Raw genomic sequence first — 16,488 nt, 5'->3', positions numbered from 1 at the left:
TCCCATTGGAGGCTATGAACATGAAGAACATCCTCGTTATCACTGCAAGCATCTTCGGCAAAGACGGTCAATCATCCCAGTTGGTCAACATGACACTGGAGCAATTGAAAGAGACCCACGGAGAAATCCATACCACCTGGCGTGACCTGGCTGCCGAGCCGGTTCCCCACCTGGACGCAACCCGTTTTGGCGCTTTCCTGACTGCTCAGGATGATCGCGACAACAGCCAGCAACAGGTCGTTGATTATTCAGATGCCCTGATCCAGGAAATCCAGAATGCTGACATCGTGGTACTGGGTGTACCGATGTACAACTTCGGCATCCCTTCCGCCCTGAAAGCTTACTTCGACCATATTGCCCGTGCCGGTGTGACCTTCCGCTACACTGAAAACGGCCCTGTCGGTCTTCTGGAAGATCGTCCGGTTTACATTCTGGCCGCTCGTGGCGGTATCTATGCGGGCACTCCCAACGACTCCCAGACACCTTACATCCGTTCATTCCTGGGATTCATCGGGCTGAAAGATCTTCACTTCGTCTATGCGGAAGGTCTGAACATGGGTGACGAGCAAAAGCAGAACGCCCTCGACGAAGCCGGTCGCAATATCGAAACCCTGACGGCGTAAGCCGTCAGTCGCCAGGCCTTGAGCCAGGAGGTCAACCATGACTGAGCGTACACTCAAACAGATCATTCCAGGCGCCGAAACGTCCGATGGTGCCGGCGTTCGCATCAAGCGTTCCCTGGGCCAGAGCCAGTCCATTCGGCTGGATCCGTTTCTGATGTTGGACGAGTTCGGGTCGGAAGACGCCGCCGATTACATTGCCGGCTTCCCGTCCCATCCCCATCGCGGCTTCGAGACCGTGACCTACATGATCGACGGCCACATGCTGCATGAAGACCATTTGGGAAACAGAGGGGATCTGCGCACGGGTGGCGTCCAGTGGATGACGGCCGGACGAGGCATTATCCATTCGGAGATGCCGCAGCAGACCGAGGGGCTGATGCGGGGGTTCCAGCTCTGGCTCAATCTGCCGGCCGCTGAAAAAATGACCGAAGCCGGTTATCAGGACATTCAGCCGGAAGACATTCCCAGGTTTTCGTTTTCAGGCGGCGAGCTGAGTCTGATCGCCGGAAGCCTGGAACTGGCAGGAAAAACCTGCAAAGGCGTCATCACCGATCGCAGCACTCAGCCAATTTATGCCGACATCCGGCTGGCCCCGGAGGGGCTGCTTAGCGTCTCACTGCCGGAAAGTCACAATGCCATGCTGTACCTGTATGAGGGCGAAGCCAGTCTGGGTGATACGCCCCTGCGGCTGAGCGCTGCCAGCGTCCTGAGCGAAGGCGACAGCGTTACCGTACGCGGCGGCTCTGACGGCGCCCGATTGCTGCTTATCGCAGGCAAACCCATTGGTGAGCCGGTGGTCCAGTACGGGCCATTCGTGATGAATACCCGGGAAGAAATCGAACAGACATTGCAGGACTACCGGGACGGACGCCTTACCGCCTGAGCCAGCAACTTCAGGCGAAGGGCTTCCGGGCAATCAGTTTCTGGACCATGGGCCTCACCAGCAGGTCCATGGCCAGGGCCATTTTGGTTCCGGGAATCACCAAGGTGTCACGTCGTGAGAGGCTGCTGCCAGCAATCACCTGCAGCAGGTAGGGAAAATCCACTTCGGCCGGATCCCGGAACCGAATCACCAGCATGCTCTCATCTTCTGTGGGCACATCCCTCACCACAAACGGGTTGGACGTATCAACCAGCGGTATCCGCTGAAAGTTGATGTCGGTGTGGGAAAACTGCGGCACGATGTCATGCACGTAGTCGTCCATCCGGTTAATGATGGTTTCAACCACTGCTTCCTGGCTGTATCCCCGTTTATGAGTATCACGATGGATTTTCTGGATCCATTCCAGGTTTACAATCGGCACCACACCGATCAGCAGATCGACATACTGAGCGATGTTGTAGGCCTCGCTGACCACGCCACCGTGCAGTCCTTCATAGAACAGTAAGTCTGTATCAGCGGGCAATGACTTCCAGGGTGTAAAGGTCCCGGGCTTGTGGCCGGCCGCGATCAGGAGCCGATCCTCGTCATGGACATACTGCCGGTATCGTCCGTTACCGGTATGGCTGTAGTCGTAAAACAATGCTTCCAGCTTGTCGATATGATTCGCCGCCAGAGCGAAATGGTTACGCTCACCAAACTGTCCCTTGGCTGCCAGCCGAGCCATCTGCTCACGGGTATAGCGATGAAAGCTGTCACCACTGACCATGGCAGCATTCAGCCCCTTACTGGCGAACATTCGGCTGAAAATCTGCCCCGTGGTCGTCGTGCCGGCTCCGGAAGAGCCAGTCACAGCAATAATGGGATGACGTTTCGACATAACCGGAAAAGTCCTGGAATTCAGGTGAGCGTATCGAGCAACCTCGGTTTCTCGACAACAAAGCCCTGAGCATAATCCACGCCCAGCTGTCTCAGCATATCCAGAATATCCCGGGATTCAACCTGTGAGGCGATGACCTCCCTCTTCATATAGTGAGCCATGTCCACAATGGACCTCACCATCGCCCGGTCCGCTTCACTGGTCGTGAGCTGTCCAATGAAGGCACTATCGATCTTGATCAGGTCCACCGGAAGCGAGCGCATGAACTGAAATGAGCTGGGACCACTGCCAAAGTTACCCAGACAGAAACGACAACCCAGCTCTTTCATTTCCTCGATGAATTCGGCGATGGCCGCCACATCGTTGATGGCAGAAGCCTCAGTCAACTCGAACCAAAGTCGCTCGATGGGCGCGTCCTTCTCGCTCAGTTTTTCGTAGATAAACTCCAGCAGCGACTGGTCGTTCAGCGAATAGCCGGACAAATTGATACAGATACCGCCCAGATGCCGGGGGTCTGGTGCTTTGTCCCGTAGCCAGTCGAGCATGTGCCCAACCACCCACCGGTCCACGGCCTGCATACGATCGTAGCGCTCAGCCATACGTACGAAATCGTGGCCCGTTATGAGATTACCGGCATTGTCGTACATGCTGATCAACACTTCGTACTGAGCAGCCATGGACGCCTTGGCATGGAGCGGAATAATCTTCTGGCAGCGCAACAGCATTCGTTCTTCGTTCAGATCGCTCAGGCTCGCCACCTTGGCGGCGATCTGCTCCTGCCGGGCCTGCTCGGAGGCGTCCGCCAGATATTCAGCCACCTTCCCGTGCCCCAGCTGTTTGGCCGAGGCCAGCGCCTGCTCAGAGGCCCGTAGCCAGCGCTCGGCACTAACCAGCGTTTCCAGCTGAGGGACGATACCGGCACTGGCCGATAGCTGATAACTCCGTCCGTCAAAGCTGAACTCAGCACTTTCCACAGAGGCCACCAGGGCCTGCGCCGACTCCATGGCGGTCTCCGCCGGCACCAGCAATGCAAACTCATTGCCCGCCAGACGAGCCAGTGGCATGCCATCTGCCACCTGACGACCAAGCAGGTCTGCAACTTTTTTCAAAGTTTCATCGCCCGCCTGATAGCCTGCAGTGTCGTTTAATAACCGGAACCGCCGGAGGTCGATGCGAACCAGAGCCCTTTCATCTTCGCGACGGGCCAATTGCTGATCCAGCATCCGTTCAAACTCGCGGCGCCCGAGCAAGCCGGTCAACTCATCGTGGGTGCTGGCCCGGGAAAGCTGGTCATAGACATTGCGAACCATGCGATCAATGCTTTCATCCACCAGCGGACGTTCGTACTGGTTATCCGGAACAATGATCCCCTTGCGCATCTGTCGGGCGAGAGCTTCCAGTTCGAGCTCGACCACACGCATACCCTGATGATTCACAAACACAAACCGACTGAACCCGCGGGCAATCCAGACCAGACGGATATACTGCGGCTCTTCCGGCTTATCCTGATCCCGAAGCCAGTCACCGGTACGTAACTGCTGGGCGCGACTAATCCAGCGCTGAAGGCTCCGCTGCTCCCGCTCTGACAGCACCTCCCGGCCTTTTTCCGGATTATGCACCGCCGGCACTTCAACCATATCCGGGGCCTTGTCGGGGCTACGGACCAGAAACTGCTTGAGTTCATCCCGGATCTGGGAGGATGGCATGTGGTTGCTGGAAATGGACGCCAGACCATCCTGAATCACCCGCAACAGTTCCGGCAGATTGACCGCATTTTCGGCGTCATTGGCGAACGCCAGCAGTGAATCAACGACAGAGAGATAATCCTGCCAGAGCTGGCTGTCCGGCCCCTGACGAATCCAGGTCAACGACAACAAATCCCGCCAGCCTCCATCCAGCAGGCTGAGCAGTGCTTTTGGAACCTTGCGTCCCGCCAGTTTCTGGTTCAACACATCGGAAACTGCGGTTTTGGAATCGGCGACTTTCTGAGCCCCTTCCGCGGCAGCTGTCACCCGTTCCACATTGCGCCGGTATACCAGGTTCTGCCGATCAATCAGAGTGTCCAGCTCCTGGACCGTTTGCTCGAATACCCCGGTATCCTGCTCGAAATCGGTGGTAATGCGATGCACCAACTCGTCCATCCGTCGCTGCACCACAGGGTTAATCCGTCCGCCTTTCACCCCAAGCTGCGCAAGGCGGTTGAGGACACCGCGCACCGGGCTGTCCTGATCATCAAAGAAATCGGGGTCTCTCATAACCACTTTGAGAACCGGCACTTCCAGCTTACGCATACGAGCCTGGGCATGATCGCTGAGCTTGGGACTGTCCACCACAGACCTGAAGAACCGGTCCACAACATCAACGGTTGACTGCTGATCGTCATTCAACCGGTTATCGCCACTTTCCCGGACTTTCTGAACCACGCGTTCCCTGAGAGGCACCTGTTCTGCCTGCAGATCCTGGGCCTCGACCTGCAACTGTTGCAGCTCCCGTTGCAACTCGCCGGAGGACAGCGGTCGGGCATTGGGAGGAAATGGCAATGGCTCGGAATCGCCCCGGGCGGCCCGACTTGCGTTCAGGGTACTGAGCAGATTTCTGACCGTAGCAAAGGCCGTCTGCGCTGCCTGCGCGTAACCACGAAACTCGCCACTAATACGGCTTCCGGATTGCTCAGCCGCTACCGGCGAAGCCTTCGGCGCCGATGCGGCGGACATCGTCTCCGGTATTTTTTCCGGCTCCGGCTTGAGCTCGGCGGCCGTATCCCGAGGCTTCGTCGTCTTGTCGCTGAGGTATTTGGTCAGATCCAGATCCGGGAGGACCCCGTGGCGGATAAGGATATTATTGAGTTCTTTGTACAACGGCCCGAGATGTTGCAGAACCGACTGTTCAAAGACTTTCAGACAAACCTTTTCCACCTCTCTTGAAGCCTTGAGGTGGCTCAGACCGGCATGAAAGGCTTCACACACCAGTGACGGCCCAAGCGGGTTGTGGTGGCCGGTGGCATTGGCAATGCCCAGCTTGTCTAGGCGAAGTTTAAGCTGGAGCAGATCTCCCCGATAGAGGGTATCGGCTTTGGTGACCATTACCCGTATCGTCAGCCAGTCTTCAAACTCCCCCTTATCGACCACGGACAATTCAGACCCCGGAAACCCTTTGAGGGAGGGTTTCAGAGGAGATTCGAGACTCCTGGCCATCTGGTGCCAGATCACACGTTGCCGGGCCTGTATCAGGCCTGATGAGTCCATGTACTCGTTAGCCATCTGGTCGCTGGCTGCCTTGTGCGCAGCGGCCTTGAGGCCTGCCACCATTTGCACAAAACAGGCATCCATTAACGGTTCGATATACTGAACCACCGCCTTGGCTGACTGATGAAGGACAAACTGGACCCGGTCACTTGGTGCCCTGAGGGAGGAGCGTTGCTGGTCGCTCGACCCGCCACACTGCTGCAGCATGGCGGCAACCGCGTCGGGATTGGGGCGGGTGAAACAGACACCCATGGCCCGATCAATACGGCGCACAACATTGACGTGAAGTTCGTACCGGCTGCGCCCATCAGCACCCCTGAAACGTACAACCACTTCGGAAGGGGTCCCACTGGCCAGTGCCTGATCCAGCTTGCGAGATGTATCACCGGAATAGCGGACAAACAGCCCCTCTGCACAAAAGTCCGCAATCTGACAGGGCCAGGCCTCCCCCCCTCCCAGATCAATCTGGGCCGCTAGCTTGATGGGTTGCCTGGGACTGCTACGACGCTCTCTCGGATCCATGAACTACCTGATATTTCGACGAGACACACCTACAGGATAGTTTGCCCGGTGCAACTCGCGTCCCTGAAAACGATGGCTGATGCCACCTGCTACTTTGGGAATCTTGTCTGTAATATAGATGTCTGACTCCATCAGACAACTGTCCCAATTATAACATCCTGATCAATGAAACAGCTTAGCCAGATATATCTTCTTTTGCTACTGGTAACAGGCCTCACGGGCTGTACGACCATTGGCTACTACACCCAGGCCGTAAGTGGACATCTGTCACTGATGGTATCCGGCGAGCCGGTGGATTCGCTGTTGGCGAGCGGAGAGATCTCGCCCGAACTTGCAAACCGCCTGGCCGTATCCCAACAAGCCCGCCAGTTTGCAGAAAACAGATTGAGCCTGCCGGTTGGGGATGCGTTCACCGATTATGTCGAACTGAGCCGTCCCTGGGTGGTGGTCAATCTGGTGGCAGTCCCGGAATTTTCCCTTGAACCCCATCGCTGGTGTTATCCAGTGCTGGGCTGCCAGGCATACCGGGGATACTTTGACCTTGGCGACGCACGAGAGGAGCAAGCCCACTTCGATGCTGAAGGTTACGACACGCTGATTGGCGGGGTAACAGCCTATTCGACACTCGGCTGGTTTGATGACCCCCTGCACTCCGGTTTTACCCGACTGAGTGAAGATCGCATGGTGGCGTTGATGTTTCATGAACTGGCGCATCGGGTGGTTTACGTGGACGAGGACACATCATTCAATGAAAGCTTCGCCACCGCTGTGGAGCTTGAGGGCCTGAAAGCATGGCTGACCGAAACGGGCAAGCCGGACGTTTTCCAGCAGGCTCTGGAGCGTCTGTCCCAGCGCAACCAAACGCTTGATCTGGTCTCCGCCAGTACCGCCAGACTGGACGCGCTATACCAGCAAAAAGGGCAACTGGGGGAAAGTGAGCTACGTCAGCGCAAGGCCAGTATTATCGCGGAGTTGCTGGCATCCTATAACCAGCTTGAGCGCACCTGGTCACAGCCCGGACCTTTCGGCGCCCGGCCGGAAAAACTGAACAACGCCAATCTGGCGCTGTTCCGCCAGTACAACGAATACGTACCTGGCTTCCGCCAGCTACTCAGAGAACTGAACTACGATTTTCAGGTTTTCTATGATGAGGTAATGCAATTGTCGGAGCAGCCGAACGATGAGCGTTCGGCTGCCCTCGCCCGACTATCAGAGCGATTTGCAGAAGACCTTTGAATTACGCTGCGTGTTGTAGGACGCCAGCTTGGGCCCCGGCAACGACTGCACAGTGGTGGGCTGGAACCCGCGCTCCCGGAACCAGTGTTCTGTCTGGGTTGTGAGCACGAAGAGCTTGCCCAGCCCCTGACCACGGGCCAACTTCTCGACCATCGCCAGTATTTCATCGCCACGCCCCGAGCGGCGGTAGGATGGGTCCACGGCAAAACAGGATAGCTCGCCGGCACTTTCATCCGGATAGGGATACAGCGCGGCACAACCGACAATGGTGCCATCCCGCTCAGCCACGACAAAGCGATCGACTTCTGTTTCAAGCATTTCCCGGGAACGCCTGACCAGAACCCCTTGTTCTTCCAGAGGCTGGATCAGTTCCAGGATTCCGCCGATATCTTCGACCCGGGCCTGACGCATTTGCTCGTAATGATCGCCACTGACCAGGGTACCCGAACCGTCCCGGGTAAACATTTCTTCCAACAATGCACCATCGTTGATGTAGCTGATGATGTGGGCCCGGCGAACACCTTTGACGCAGGCATCGCAAGCAGCTTTCAGCAGGTCCGCATCGTGGCCGGTGACCGATCCCGCAGCGAGCTTTTCCGAGGCCTGCCGGGCAGAGAGCTCACGAATCAGGCTGCCGTCTTCGTCGAGCAGACCCGCATCGTCGATAAACACCAGCAGTTTTTCCGCTTGCAGAGCGGCCGCGACCTGACTTCCGACATCTTCGTAGGAGAGGTTGAATGCATCACCCGTGGGCGAATAACCCAACGGCGGCAACAGCACGATATGCCCGAGCTCCAGCAGTTTTTCGATGCCAGCCACGTCCACCCGCCGAACCCGTCCCGTGTAACCAAAATCAACCCCATCAAGCACACCGACAGGCTTGGCAGTCACATAGTTGCCGCTGCTTACCCTGATCCGGGCATTGTGCATGGGCGAATTCACCAGCCCCATGGATAACTGGCTTTCCAGATAGGCTCTTAATCCACCAATGGCTTCCATCACCAGCGGCAGGTGGCTATCGGGAGTAACCCGGAGATTGCGGGCGAGGAAGGACTCAAGGCCGGCGCTGTCGAGCCGTGCCTGGATCTGCGGGCGGGCGCCAAACGCCACCACCAGCCTGACACCGAGACTACTGAGCAGTGCGATGTCGTGAATGATGTTGATAAAGTTCTGGTGCGCAATTGCATCCCCCGGAATCGTCAGTACCACCGTACGTCCACGATGGGCGTTGATGTAAGGGGAGGAATGCCGGAACCCATGCAGCCAGTCGTTCGAATTCAATCCAGTCTCCATATCACCCAACTGTACTGGCCTGGAGGCAGAATTGCCGGATCAGGCCTTTGAGAATATTCACCGTCGGCTCCAGCTCTGACAATGCCAGATACTCGTCCGGCTGATGGGCCTGGTCAATGGAGCCAGGGCCCATCACCAGAGTTTCCAGACCCAGTTTCTGTAACCAGGGCGCTTCCGTGGCAAAAGCCACTGCGTGAGCCGTATGCCCGGTCAATGCCTCACAGGCTTTGACCAGCCGGGCATCAGCAGCTGTTTCAAACGGCGGCACACCGTCGAACAACGGTTCAAAAATGAGCCCCAACTCGCGACGTTCTGCCACCGGCTGAACCCGGCTGACGATGGCCTGGCGCAACGTCTCCATATCCATACCTGGCAGAGGCCGAAGATCGAAATGCAGTTCGCAACGGGCACAGATGCGGTTCGGGTTGTCGCCCCCGTGGATACAGCCCAGATTCAGGGTTGGTACCTGTACTTCAAACGCCGGGTTCTGATAGCGGGCCTGCCATTGCTGGCGCAGCGCCAACAATTCACCCATGGCCTCGTGCATACCCTCCATCGCATTGCGACCCAGCGCCGGGTTGGATGAGTGCCCTGATTGCCCTTCAAAGGCCAGCCGCTCCATCATGATACCCTTATGCATCCGTACCGGTCGCAACCCGGTAGGCTCGCCAATAACGGCATACCGGGCCTTGGGCTTGCCGGCTTCGGCCAGGGCCCGGGCGCCATTCATGGAGCTTTCCTCATCCGCCGTAGCGAGGATAATCAGCGGCTCTTTCAAAGGTTGCTCAGCAAACTCCCTCGCCGCCTCAATGGCCAGCGCGAAGAACCCTTTCATATCGCAGGTGCCCAGGCCATACCACTTGCCATCCCGCTCGGTCAGGGTAAACGGATCGCTCTGCCAGCGCTTGTCATCGAACGGCACCGTATCCGTATGGCCGGAAAGCACCAGCCCACCGGGTCCCGTTCCCAACGTGGCAATCAGATTGAACTTTCCGGGCATACCCGGCACATCGAGAATCTCGACTGAAAACCCGAGGGGTTTGAGCCATTCCGCCAGAGTATTGATGACAGCTTCGTTGCTGTGATCCCACTCCGAAGAGGCACTACTGATGGACGGCAGCGAAATGAGGCGGGCCAGCATCTCCTTGATGGCCGGCACCGCAGCGGTGTTGACTGGGGACTGTGACATAGATTCCTCTCAAGCCCCGCCCGGGTTACTCTCCACGGCCAAGGCGCCAGACTTCAAAGCCAACAATGGCACGAACCTGCATGGGATAGGCGACCTCTCCACCGGCGACGACCCGGGCGACTTCAAGCTCACGATCCGTCACACCCACCAACCGGCCCTCCACCACATTATCATTATTCAGGGTTACCCGGACCTGCCGACCCACCCAATTTCCGGCATTCTCAACCAAGTCCCGGTGCCAGCCCGGCTCACCGGGCTGAAGCTCTTCACCCTCGTCGCCAGGCCCGGCAGGCACCTCGACAACGGGCGGGGCAGGCTGTTCCTGAAGATAGACATCAGGCACCTCAGCTCCGTTATAGAACACGGACCAACCTGTCAGCTTGCCACTATCCGCCTCACCGTGCACAGGAATACCCAGGAAGGGCTGGGCCGGATCCAGTTTCACAGTCAGTTCGCCACCTTCCATCAGCCACTGCCTGTATAGCGCAACCAACTGATCACTGGCCACCAGACCGCGGGCCTGGAAACCCCGCTGCAATGCCTGCGCTGCCTGACCGGCCCACTGCGGCGGTTGCAGTCCGTTTTCACGGGCACAGTAAGCCGCAACCTTGCGCATCAGCCCGCCATCGCGAATGGTAACATTCATTGGCCCCGGCGAATTGGCTAACAGTCTATCGGGCGCCGTCAGGTCCAGCCGCGCTCCCGGCCAATCCACATCAATACTACCCGTACCCGCAGTGCTCAACTCGCCATGCAATCCGTCTGGCGTCTGCTTCAACAATGCTTCGCCGCTGATTCCCGTAATGCCCATCCGCATCAGGTCTCCGCTCCCCAACTGCTGACGGGAGTCCGGTGCACAGGACAAGACAAACAATGCCAGCTCACCCTCCCCGGTTTGGCCCTCCGCGGTCACCCAGTTTCGAAACATGGTGGCTTCGAGCATCAGGCCAAGCCTTTCTGCCTGCAAGGTCCAGCGGGCAGGCATTGAGTCGGGATCAACCAGAGCGGTGATCAGGTTCAGCGGGGAACCTGCATCGAATTCCAGCTTTCCGACTTCCAGCGGGCGGGTAAGGCGGAAATCCTGCCAACTGCTGTCCGACAGGAATAATCGCCCGTCAAGGCCGGAACCAATCGTGCCCCGATCAAGCACTCCCCAGGCTTCCAGCCCGGTGCGGGCTTCGGCCATACGCTCGTTGGCAAACCACCATACGGCGGCTTTGAAGCCGGCAACAATGACCAGGGCAATGACGATCAGAAATGTGAGCAGGCGCTTCATCCGGGAGCTCCTTATTCAGACCGTCAGTTACGGGAGATCAGGGTGCCGACACCTTCGTCGGTGAAGATTTCCAGCAGGCAGGCATGGGCCACCCGACCATCAATAATGTGGGACGTACGAACCCCGTTTTCCACAGCATTAAGGGCGCAGCGGATTTTCGGAAGCATGCCCCCATAGATGGTTCCGTCATCAATCAGATCGTTGACCTGCTGTGCGGTGAGACCCGTCAGCACCTTGTCATCCTTGCTCTTGAGACCAGACACGTTGGTCAGCAGAATCAGCTTTTCTGCTTTCATCGCTTCGGCAACCTTGCCCGCCACAAGATCTGCATTGATGTTGTAGGACGCACCATCCGGACCAACACCAATGGGAGCGATAACCGGGATCACGTTACTCCGGGTCAGCATGTCGATGACGTCGACATTAACGCTTGCCACCTCACCCACGTGGCCGATATCAATAATTTCCGGTTTTTCCAGCTCTTCAGAACGATTCACCACTTCCAGCTTGCGCGCACGGATCAGGTTGGCATCCTTACCCGTCAGCCCTACCGCGGTACCGCCGTGGGAATTGATCAGGGAAACGATTTCTTTATTAACTTGCCCACCGAGGACCATTTCCACCACGTCCATGGTTTCTGCGTCTGTTACCCGCATCCCGTTGACGAACCGGGACTGGATGTTCAGCCGTTCGAGCAGTTCGCCGATTTGCGGGCCACCGCCGTGAACAACGATCGGGTTCAGACCAACGAGCTTCATCAACACCACGTCGCGGGCGAAACTGCTCTTAAGATCTTCATTCTCCATGGCGTTACCGCCGTACTTGATAACGACGGTTTTTCCGGTAAACCGTTGAATGTAAGGCAGCCCCTTACTCAGGACGGAAGCTACCTGCATTGCTGTTTCACGATCCAACGCCATGATTTCGCCTTAATAATCTGAATCTGTTTCTTTAAATGTTCAGAGCCTAGAACTCTGCAATGACATCCGGAGCCGCCTTTTTCAACTGCTCCCGGAACACCCCTTTAATCCGTTCCAGCGCCTCTTCATTCTCCGCTTCGAAGCGCAGTACCAGTACCGGCGTGGTATTTGATGCCCGGCACAGGCCCCAGCCGTCGCTGTAGTCGACACGAATACCGTCAATGGTACTTATGCTGCCATCGCCAAAGTCACCGACGTCACCCAGGCGATCAATGATCGCGAATTTGTTCTCTTCGGTCACCTCGACATTCAGCTCAGGAGTACTGAGGTCCTCGGGAAAATCCTCGAATACGTCTTCGCTGTGACGATCTTCAATACCAAGAATCTCCAGCAAACGGGCCGCTGAATAGAGACCGTCATCAAAACCAAACCAACGCTCACCGAAGAAAATATGGCCGCTCATTTCACCCGCCAGCAGCGCCCCGGTCTCCTTCATCTTGGCCTTCATGAGCGAATGACCGGTTTTCCACATGATGGGCCGACCACCAGCCTCGGAGATCACCCCGGCCAGCCGGCGACTGCATTTCACATCGTAAAGTACGTCGGACCCCGGGTTTCGGGAAACCACATCCCGGGCAAACAGCATCAACAAGCGATCCGGCCAGATAATCTTGCCAGTATTGGTGACCACGCCCAAACGATCACCGTCACCATCGAAAGCCAGACCGATATCGGCGCCTTCCCCCTTCACCCGGGCAATCAGGTCGGCAAGGTTTGCCGGCTTGCCAGGATCGGGATGATGATTCGGGAAGTCTCCGTCAACATCGCAATACAACGGAACCACCTCACAACCGAGTTCCTCCACCAGTATCGGTGCCAGCTCGCCCGCTATGCCATTACCTGCGTCGACAACCACTTTCAGCGGGGCAGCAACCGCAATGTCGCCAATAATGCGATCCAGATAAGCCCTACGGATATCCTGTGGATTCTGGCTACCCTGGCCCTGGGCGAAGTCTCCGGTGACCGTGCGCTGATACAGCTTCTGAATAGCGTCACCAGACAAGGTTTCACCACCAAGCATGATTTTCAGGCCGTTATAGTTGGCCGGATTATGACTGCCGGTTACCATCACACCGGAACCGGTACCCAGCTCATGGGTAGCAAAATACAGAACCGGCGTCGGCACGGCACCGACCGGAATAACATTACATCCTGTCGCCATAATGCCGTTCGCCAGCGCATCGGCAAGCTCAGGGCTGGAGTGGCGCCCGTCATAGCCAATACAGATCGCTTCAACACCACGCTGGATCGCTTCCGAACCAATGGCCTGCCCGATCACTCTCACAACGTCCGCCGACAGCGTATCGCCAACTATTCCGCGAATATCATAGGCCCGGAATATTTCCGGAGACAGTTCGACCTGCGACTGTTCTGCCTGCTGAACAGCGGGAATGTCATCACTGCCAAAACCGAGCAGATCCTCGTCGCCGTCCAGCATATCGATGTCGAGTACGTCAGATTCCTGGAACAGAGGTTCCTCATCGGATGGTGTTCCGGCCTGCCCCCCCGACTTTGGCTTTTCCGTCTCGGTTGCTTTGGCAACACGCTTCTCCACACTCTGGGCCAATCGGAAAAACACTTCTCCAGCGGACGCTACCATGTCCCAGCGATAATCCGGCATTTTCGACCTCTCCCCGCCAAATGCCTTATGGGACCACTGCACCAGGGCCGCCAGATCCTGACGCAAGCCCTTTTGGGCTCCTGACAGCAAAACCCAGCAGACAATCGCGGCAATCAGGGCCGGCAACGCCGTCAACAAACCGATCATGACGATATCGACCGGGGCGGAAGCGGCCTTCGCGGGCCGATACACAACGGACCAGTCCGGGTTGACCAGTGGCCGGGCTACCTCTGCCTGCGAGCCATTGCCACTGCTGACCACCACACGGGAACCACCGGATACAGTCTGCATCAAAGCCAACTGGCCGCCGAGGCCGCCATTCACTACCTGCAACAACGGTTTCAGCGGTGCTGTATCGAAGATGACCAGTACGCTTCCCAGCACGGCATTGCTGGCCGGGTTGCGCACGGGCGACGCCATCTGGAAGTACCACTTGTTGTCTTTCGGGAAAGCATCCGGAAGCATCGGACGCGCAAGCTCGGCTTTGCGGGCAAGCTCGAGGCCGGTGAATCCCAGCAAACCATCGCCATTCGCCGCACCCGGCACATCCCGGTACGGGAAAATATGAACTTCCCGGACACCCGGCAAGGCGGCGCCCAACCGCGCCTCGACATCCGCGATACCGGACGTTCCGGTGACGGCATTGATCACATCTACCCTGGAAGCCAGGCCATTGACGCTGCTCTGGAGCAAGGCGAGGTACTGATTGAGTCGCAAAGCAGCAGACTCTACCTCAGCAGTCGCCTCCAACTGCTGGCGTTTCTCTGCTGAAGGCTGCACCACGAGAAATTGGATCAGTACAGCGGCGAGGATACCTGCAAGAACCACCACCGCAGCCTGACTGAAAGCTACCGGGCCCAGTTTCCGGTGTTTCGGTCCTTGAGTGGCCTTTTTCTTTTCAGCCTTTGCGGCTTTTTTGGCGTGTTTATCTTCAACCGGAGCGTCGGAATCGGAACTCTTCTTCTTACCCAGCTTCATAATTCATCCTGCAGTTTTATTATTCCATCCTGGCCAAGCATATATCCGCACAAGTATAGACCCCGGCAACCGTTTATGCGTTACCGGACAGCACGTTACCGGGTGCCGGTGGACCCGAATCCACCTTCGCCCCGGGTACTGGCATCAAATTCACTGACCACTTCAAAGTCAGCCTGCACAACAGGAACCAGCACCAGCTGCGCAATACGCTCACCGACATCGATGGTGAACGTGGTCTGTCCGCGGTTCCAGCAAGACACCATCAACTCACCCTGGTAATCGGAATCGATCAGACCCACCAGATTACCCAGCACAATACCGTGTTTGTGGCCAAGACCACTGCGCGGCAGGATCATCGCTGCCAGGGACGGATCGGCGATATGCAGAGAAAGTCCGGTCGGAATCAGTTGAGTCTGTCCGGGTTCCAGCGTCAGCGGCTCGGGCAGGCATGCCCTGAGATCAAGCCCCGCAGACCCTTCAGTGGCATATTCCGGAAACGGGATCTGATGGCCAATGCGTTTATCCAGCACCCGTACCTGAAAAGTTTGTCTGGTCATGGAAAGTCCTTAAATATGCGTGGAGATCAGGTCGATCAGTTCGTCGGCAATCTGCTGCTTACTGTCGGGGCCGATAGACACCTGGCCATCCGGCCAGAACACAGTAACCGCGTTATTTTCACTGTTGAAACCCAGGCCGGGAACAGACACATCATTGGCCACGATCATCCTGAGCTTCTTTCGTTGCATTTTGTCGGTGGCGTATTTAGCGACATCCGTTGTTTCAGCAGCAAACCCAACGGTAAAGGGGGCGTCTACACGGCCCGCTATGGTTGCCAGAGTGTCCGGATTGCGCACCAGCGACAGCAGCATTTCTTCACTGGATTTCTTGATCTTGTCCTCCGCGCAGATCTGGGGCCGGTAATCCGCAACAGCTGCACTTGCTATAAACAGGTCACAACCTTCGTCGACGGCAACCGAAGCGACCCGAAGCATGTCCTCTGCCGTTATCACGTTGCGAACTTCAACGCCGGGCGGTGGCGCTATGGAGACAGGTCCGCTGATCAGAGTAACCTGAGCACCTGCGTCACGAGCCGCGGCTGCCAGGGCATAGCCCATTTTCCCGGAACTGTGATTGGTAATATACCGCACCGGATCAATAGGCTCGCGGGTAGGCCCGGCCGTGATCACCACCCTTTTGTCCGCCAGGGCACCAGCAGAACGGCTGCCTTCAATTTTTTCAAACAATGCCTGAGGCTCCAGCATCCGCCCCGGCCCGGTATCGCCACAGGCCTGCTGGCCCTGATCGGGGCCCCATAGTCGAATCTGGGCATCATCCTCCAGCAGACGGACATTGCGCTGGGTCCGGTGATTCCGCCACATCGCCTGATTCATGGCGGGCGCCAGTGCGATGGGTGCCTCGGTTGCCGAGCATACGGTAGCAAGCAGGTCGTCAGCCATGCCCTGCGCCAGACGAGCCATGAAATCCGCAGAGGCCGGTGCGACCACGACCAGTTCGGCCCATTTCGCCAGCTCGATATGCCCCATGCCGGATTCCGCTTCAGGGTCCAGCAGCGAGGTCCGCACCGGTTCACCACTCAGCGCCTGAAAGGTCAGAGGCGTTACAAATGCTTCGGCACCCCGGGTCATCACCACCCGCACACTGTGCCCGGCTTTCTTCAGCAGGCGCACAAGCTCAGCACTTTTATAGGCAGCAATACCGCCGGTGACACCCAGCAGGATTCTTTTGGCAGCCATAGGGCTCCGTA

The 16,488-nt window shown here is 57.4% G+C and carries 12 protein-coding genes; 3 read left to right on the top strand and 9 right to left on the bottom strand.

All coding sequences use genetic code 11. The features are described from left to right. Positions 1 to 20 precede the first annotated feature (20 nt). On the top strand, positions 21 to 623 hold the full coding sequence (locus FWJ25_RS00295) for an FMN-dependent NADH-azoreductase (protein WP_149598255.1): 603 nt from the start codon (positions 21 to 23) through the stop codon (positions 621 to 623). Between the two features lie 37 nt (positions 624 to 660). Then, complete coding sequence (locus FWJ25_RS00290; RefSeq protein WP_149598254.1) at positions 661 to 1,506, top strand: pirin family protein; 846 nt, start codon at positions 661 to 663, stop codon at positions 1,504 to 1,506. Positions 1,507 to 1,516: 10 nt separating this feature from the next. On the opposite strand, the gene FWJ25_RS00285 is transcribed toward FWJ25_RS00290, so the two are convergent. Then, positions 1,517 to 2,383, bottom strand: coding sequence for a phosphoribulokinase (locus FWJ25_RS00285; RefSeq protein ID WP_149598253.1), 867 nt, complete (start codon positions 2,381 to 2,383; stop codon positions 1,517 to 1,519). Positions 2,384 to 2,403: 20 nt separating this feature from the next. Continuing rightward, positions 2,404 to 6,150, bottom strand: coding sequence for a DUF1631 family protein (locus tag FWJ25_RS00280; RefSeq protein ID WP_149598252.1), 3,747 nt, complete (start codon positions 6,148 to 6,150; stop codon positions 2,404 to 2,406). Between the two features lie 195 nt (positions 6,151 to 6,345). Here FWJ25_RS00280 and FWJ25_RS00275 point away from each other — a divergent pair, with 195 nt between their 5' ends. After that, positions 6,346 to 7,386 (top strand): aminopeptidase, encoded by a 1,041-nt coding sequence (locus tag FWJ25_RS00275; RefSeq protein WP_306462850.1) that lies wholly within the window; start codon positions 6,346 to 6,348, stop codon positions 7,384 to 7,386. Here the strand turns inward: FWJ25_RS00275 and argA are convergent. The 7 genes from argA to coaBC form a co-directional block, all read right to left on the bottom strand. Next, a complete protein-coding gene (gene argA / locus FWJ25_RS00270) occupies positions 7,360 to 8,667 on the bottom strand; it encodes an amino-acid N-acetyltransferase (RefSeq protein WP_149598250.1) in 1,308 nt (435 codons plus the stop codon). The two genes, FWJ25_RS00275 and argA, sit on opposite strands and share 27 nt — an antisense overlap. A gap of 13 nt (positions 8,668 to 8,680) precedes the next feature. Then, entirely contained in the window at positions 8,681 to 9,868 is a 1,188-nt protein-coding gene (gene argE / locus FWJ25_RS00265; RefSeq protein WP_149598249.1) for an acetylornithine deacetylase, read from the bottom strand. A gap of 25 nt (positions 9,869 to 9,893) precedes the next feature. After that, the gene (locus FWJ25_RS00260) at positions 9,894 to 11,144 is read right to left on the bottom strand and encodes an LSm family protein (protein WP_149598248.1); all 1,251 of its coding nucleotides are present in this window, start codon (positions 11,142 to 11,144) and stop codon (positions 9,894 to 9,896) included. A gap of 23 nt (positions 11,145 to 11,167) precedes the next feature. Next, complete coding sequence (gene argB / locus FWJ25_RS00255) at positions 11,168 to 12,064, bottom strand: acetylglutamate kinase (RefSeq protein WP_149598247.1); 897 nt, start codon at positions 12,062 to 12,064, stop codon at positions 11,168 to 11,170. 46 nt (positions 12,065 to 12,110) lie between these two features. Continuing rightward, positions 12,111 to 14,723, bottom strand: a complete 2,613-nt coding sequence (locus FWJ25_RS19975; RefSeq protein ID WP_149598246.1) for a phosphomannomutase/phosphoglucomutase — start codon at positions 14,721 to 14,723, stop codon at positions 12,111 to 12,113. Positions 14,724 to 14,818: 95 nt separating this feature from the next. Then, entirely contained in the window at positions 14,819 to 15,280 is a 462-nt protein-coding gene (dut, locus tag FWJ25_RS00245; RefSeq protein ID WP_149598245.1) for a dUTP diphosphatase, read from the bottom strand. 9 nt (positions 15,281 to 15,289) lie between these two features. Beyond that, entirely contained in the window at positions 15,290 to 16,477 is a 1,188-nt protein-coding gene (gene coaBC / locus FWJ25_RS00240) for a bifunctional phosphopantothenoylcysteine decarboxylase/phosphopantothenate--cysteine ligase CoaBC (protein ID WP_149598244.1), read from the bottom strand. Positions 16,478 to 16,488: the final 11 nt, after the last annotated feature.

It is taken from the genome of Marinobacter salinexigens (assembly GCF_008370345.1).
Classification (GTDB): domain Bacteria; phylum Pseudomonadota; class Gammaproteobacteria; order Pseudomonadales; family Oleiphilaceae; genus Marinobacter; species Marinobacter salinexigens.
This window is presented reverse-complemented; position numbering and strand designations above follow the sequence as displayed.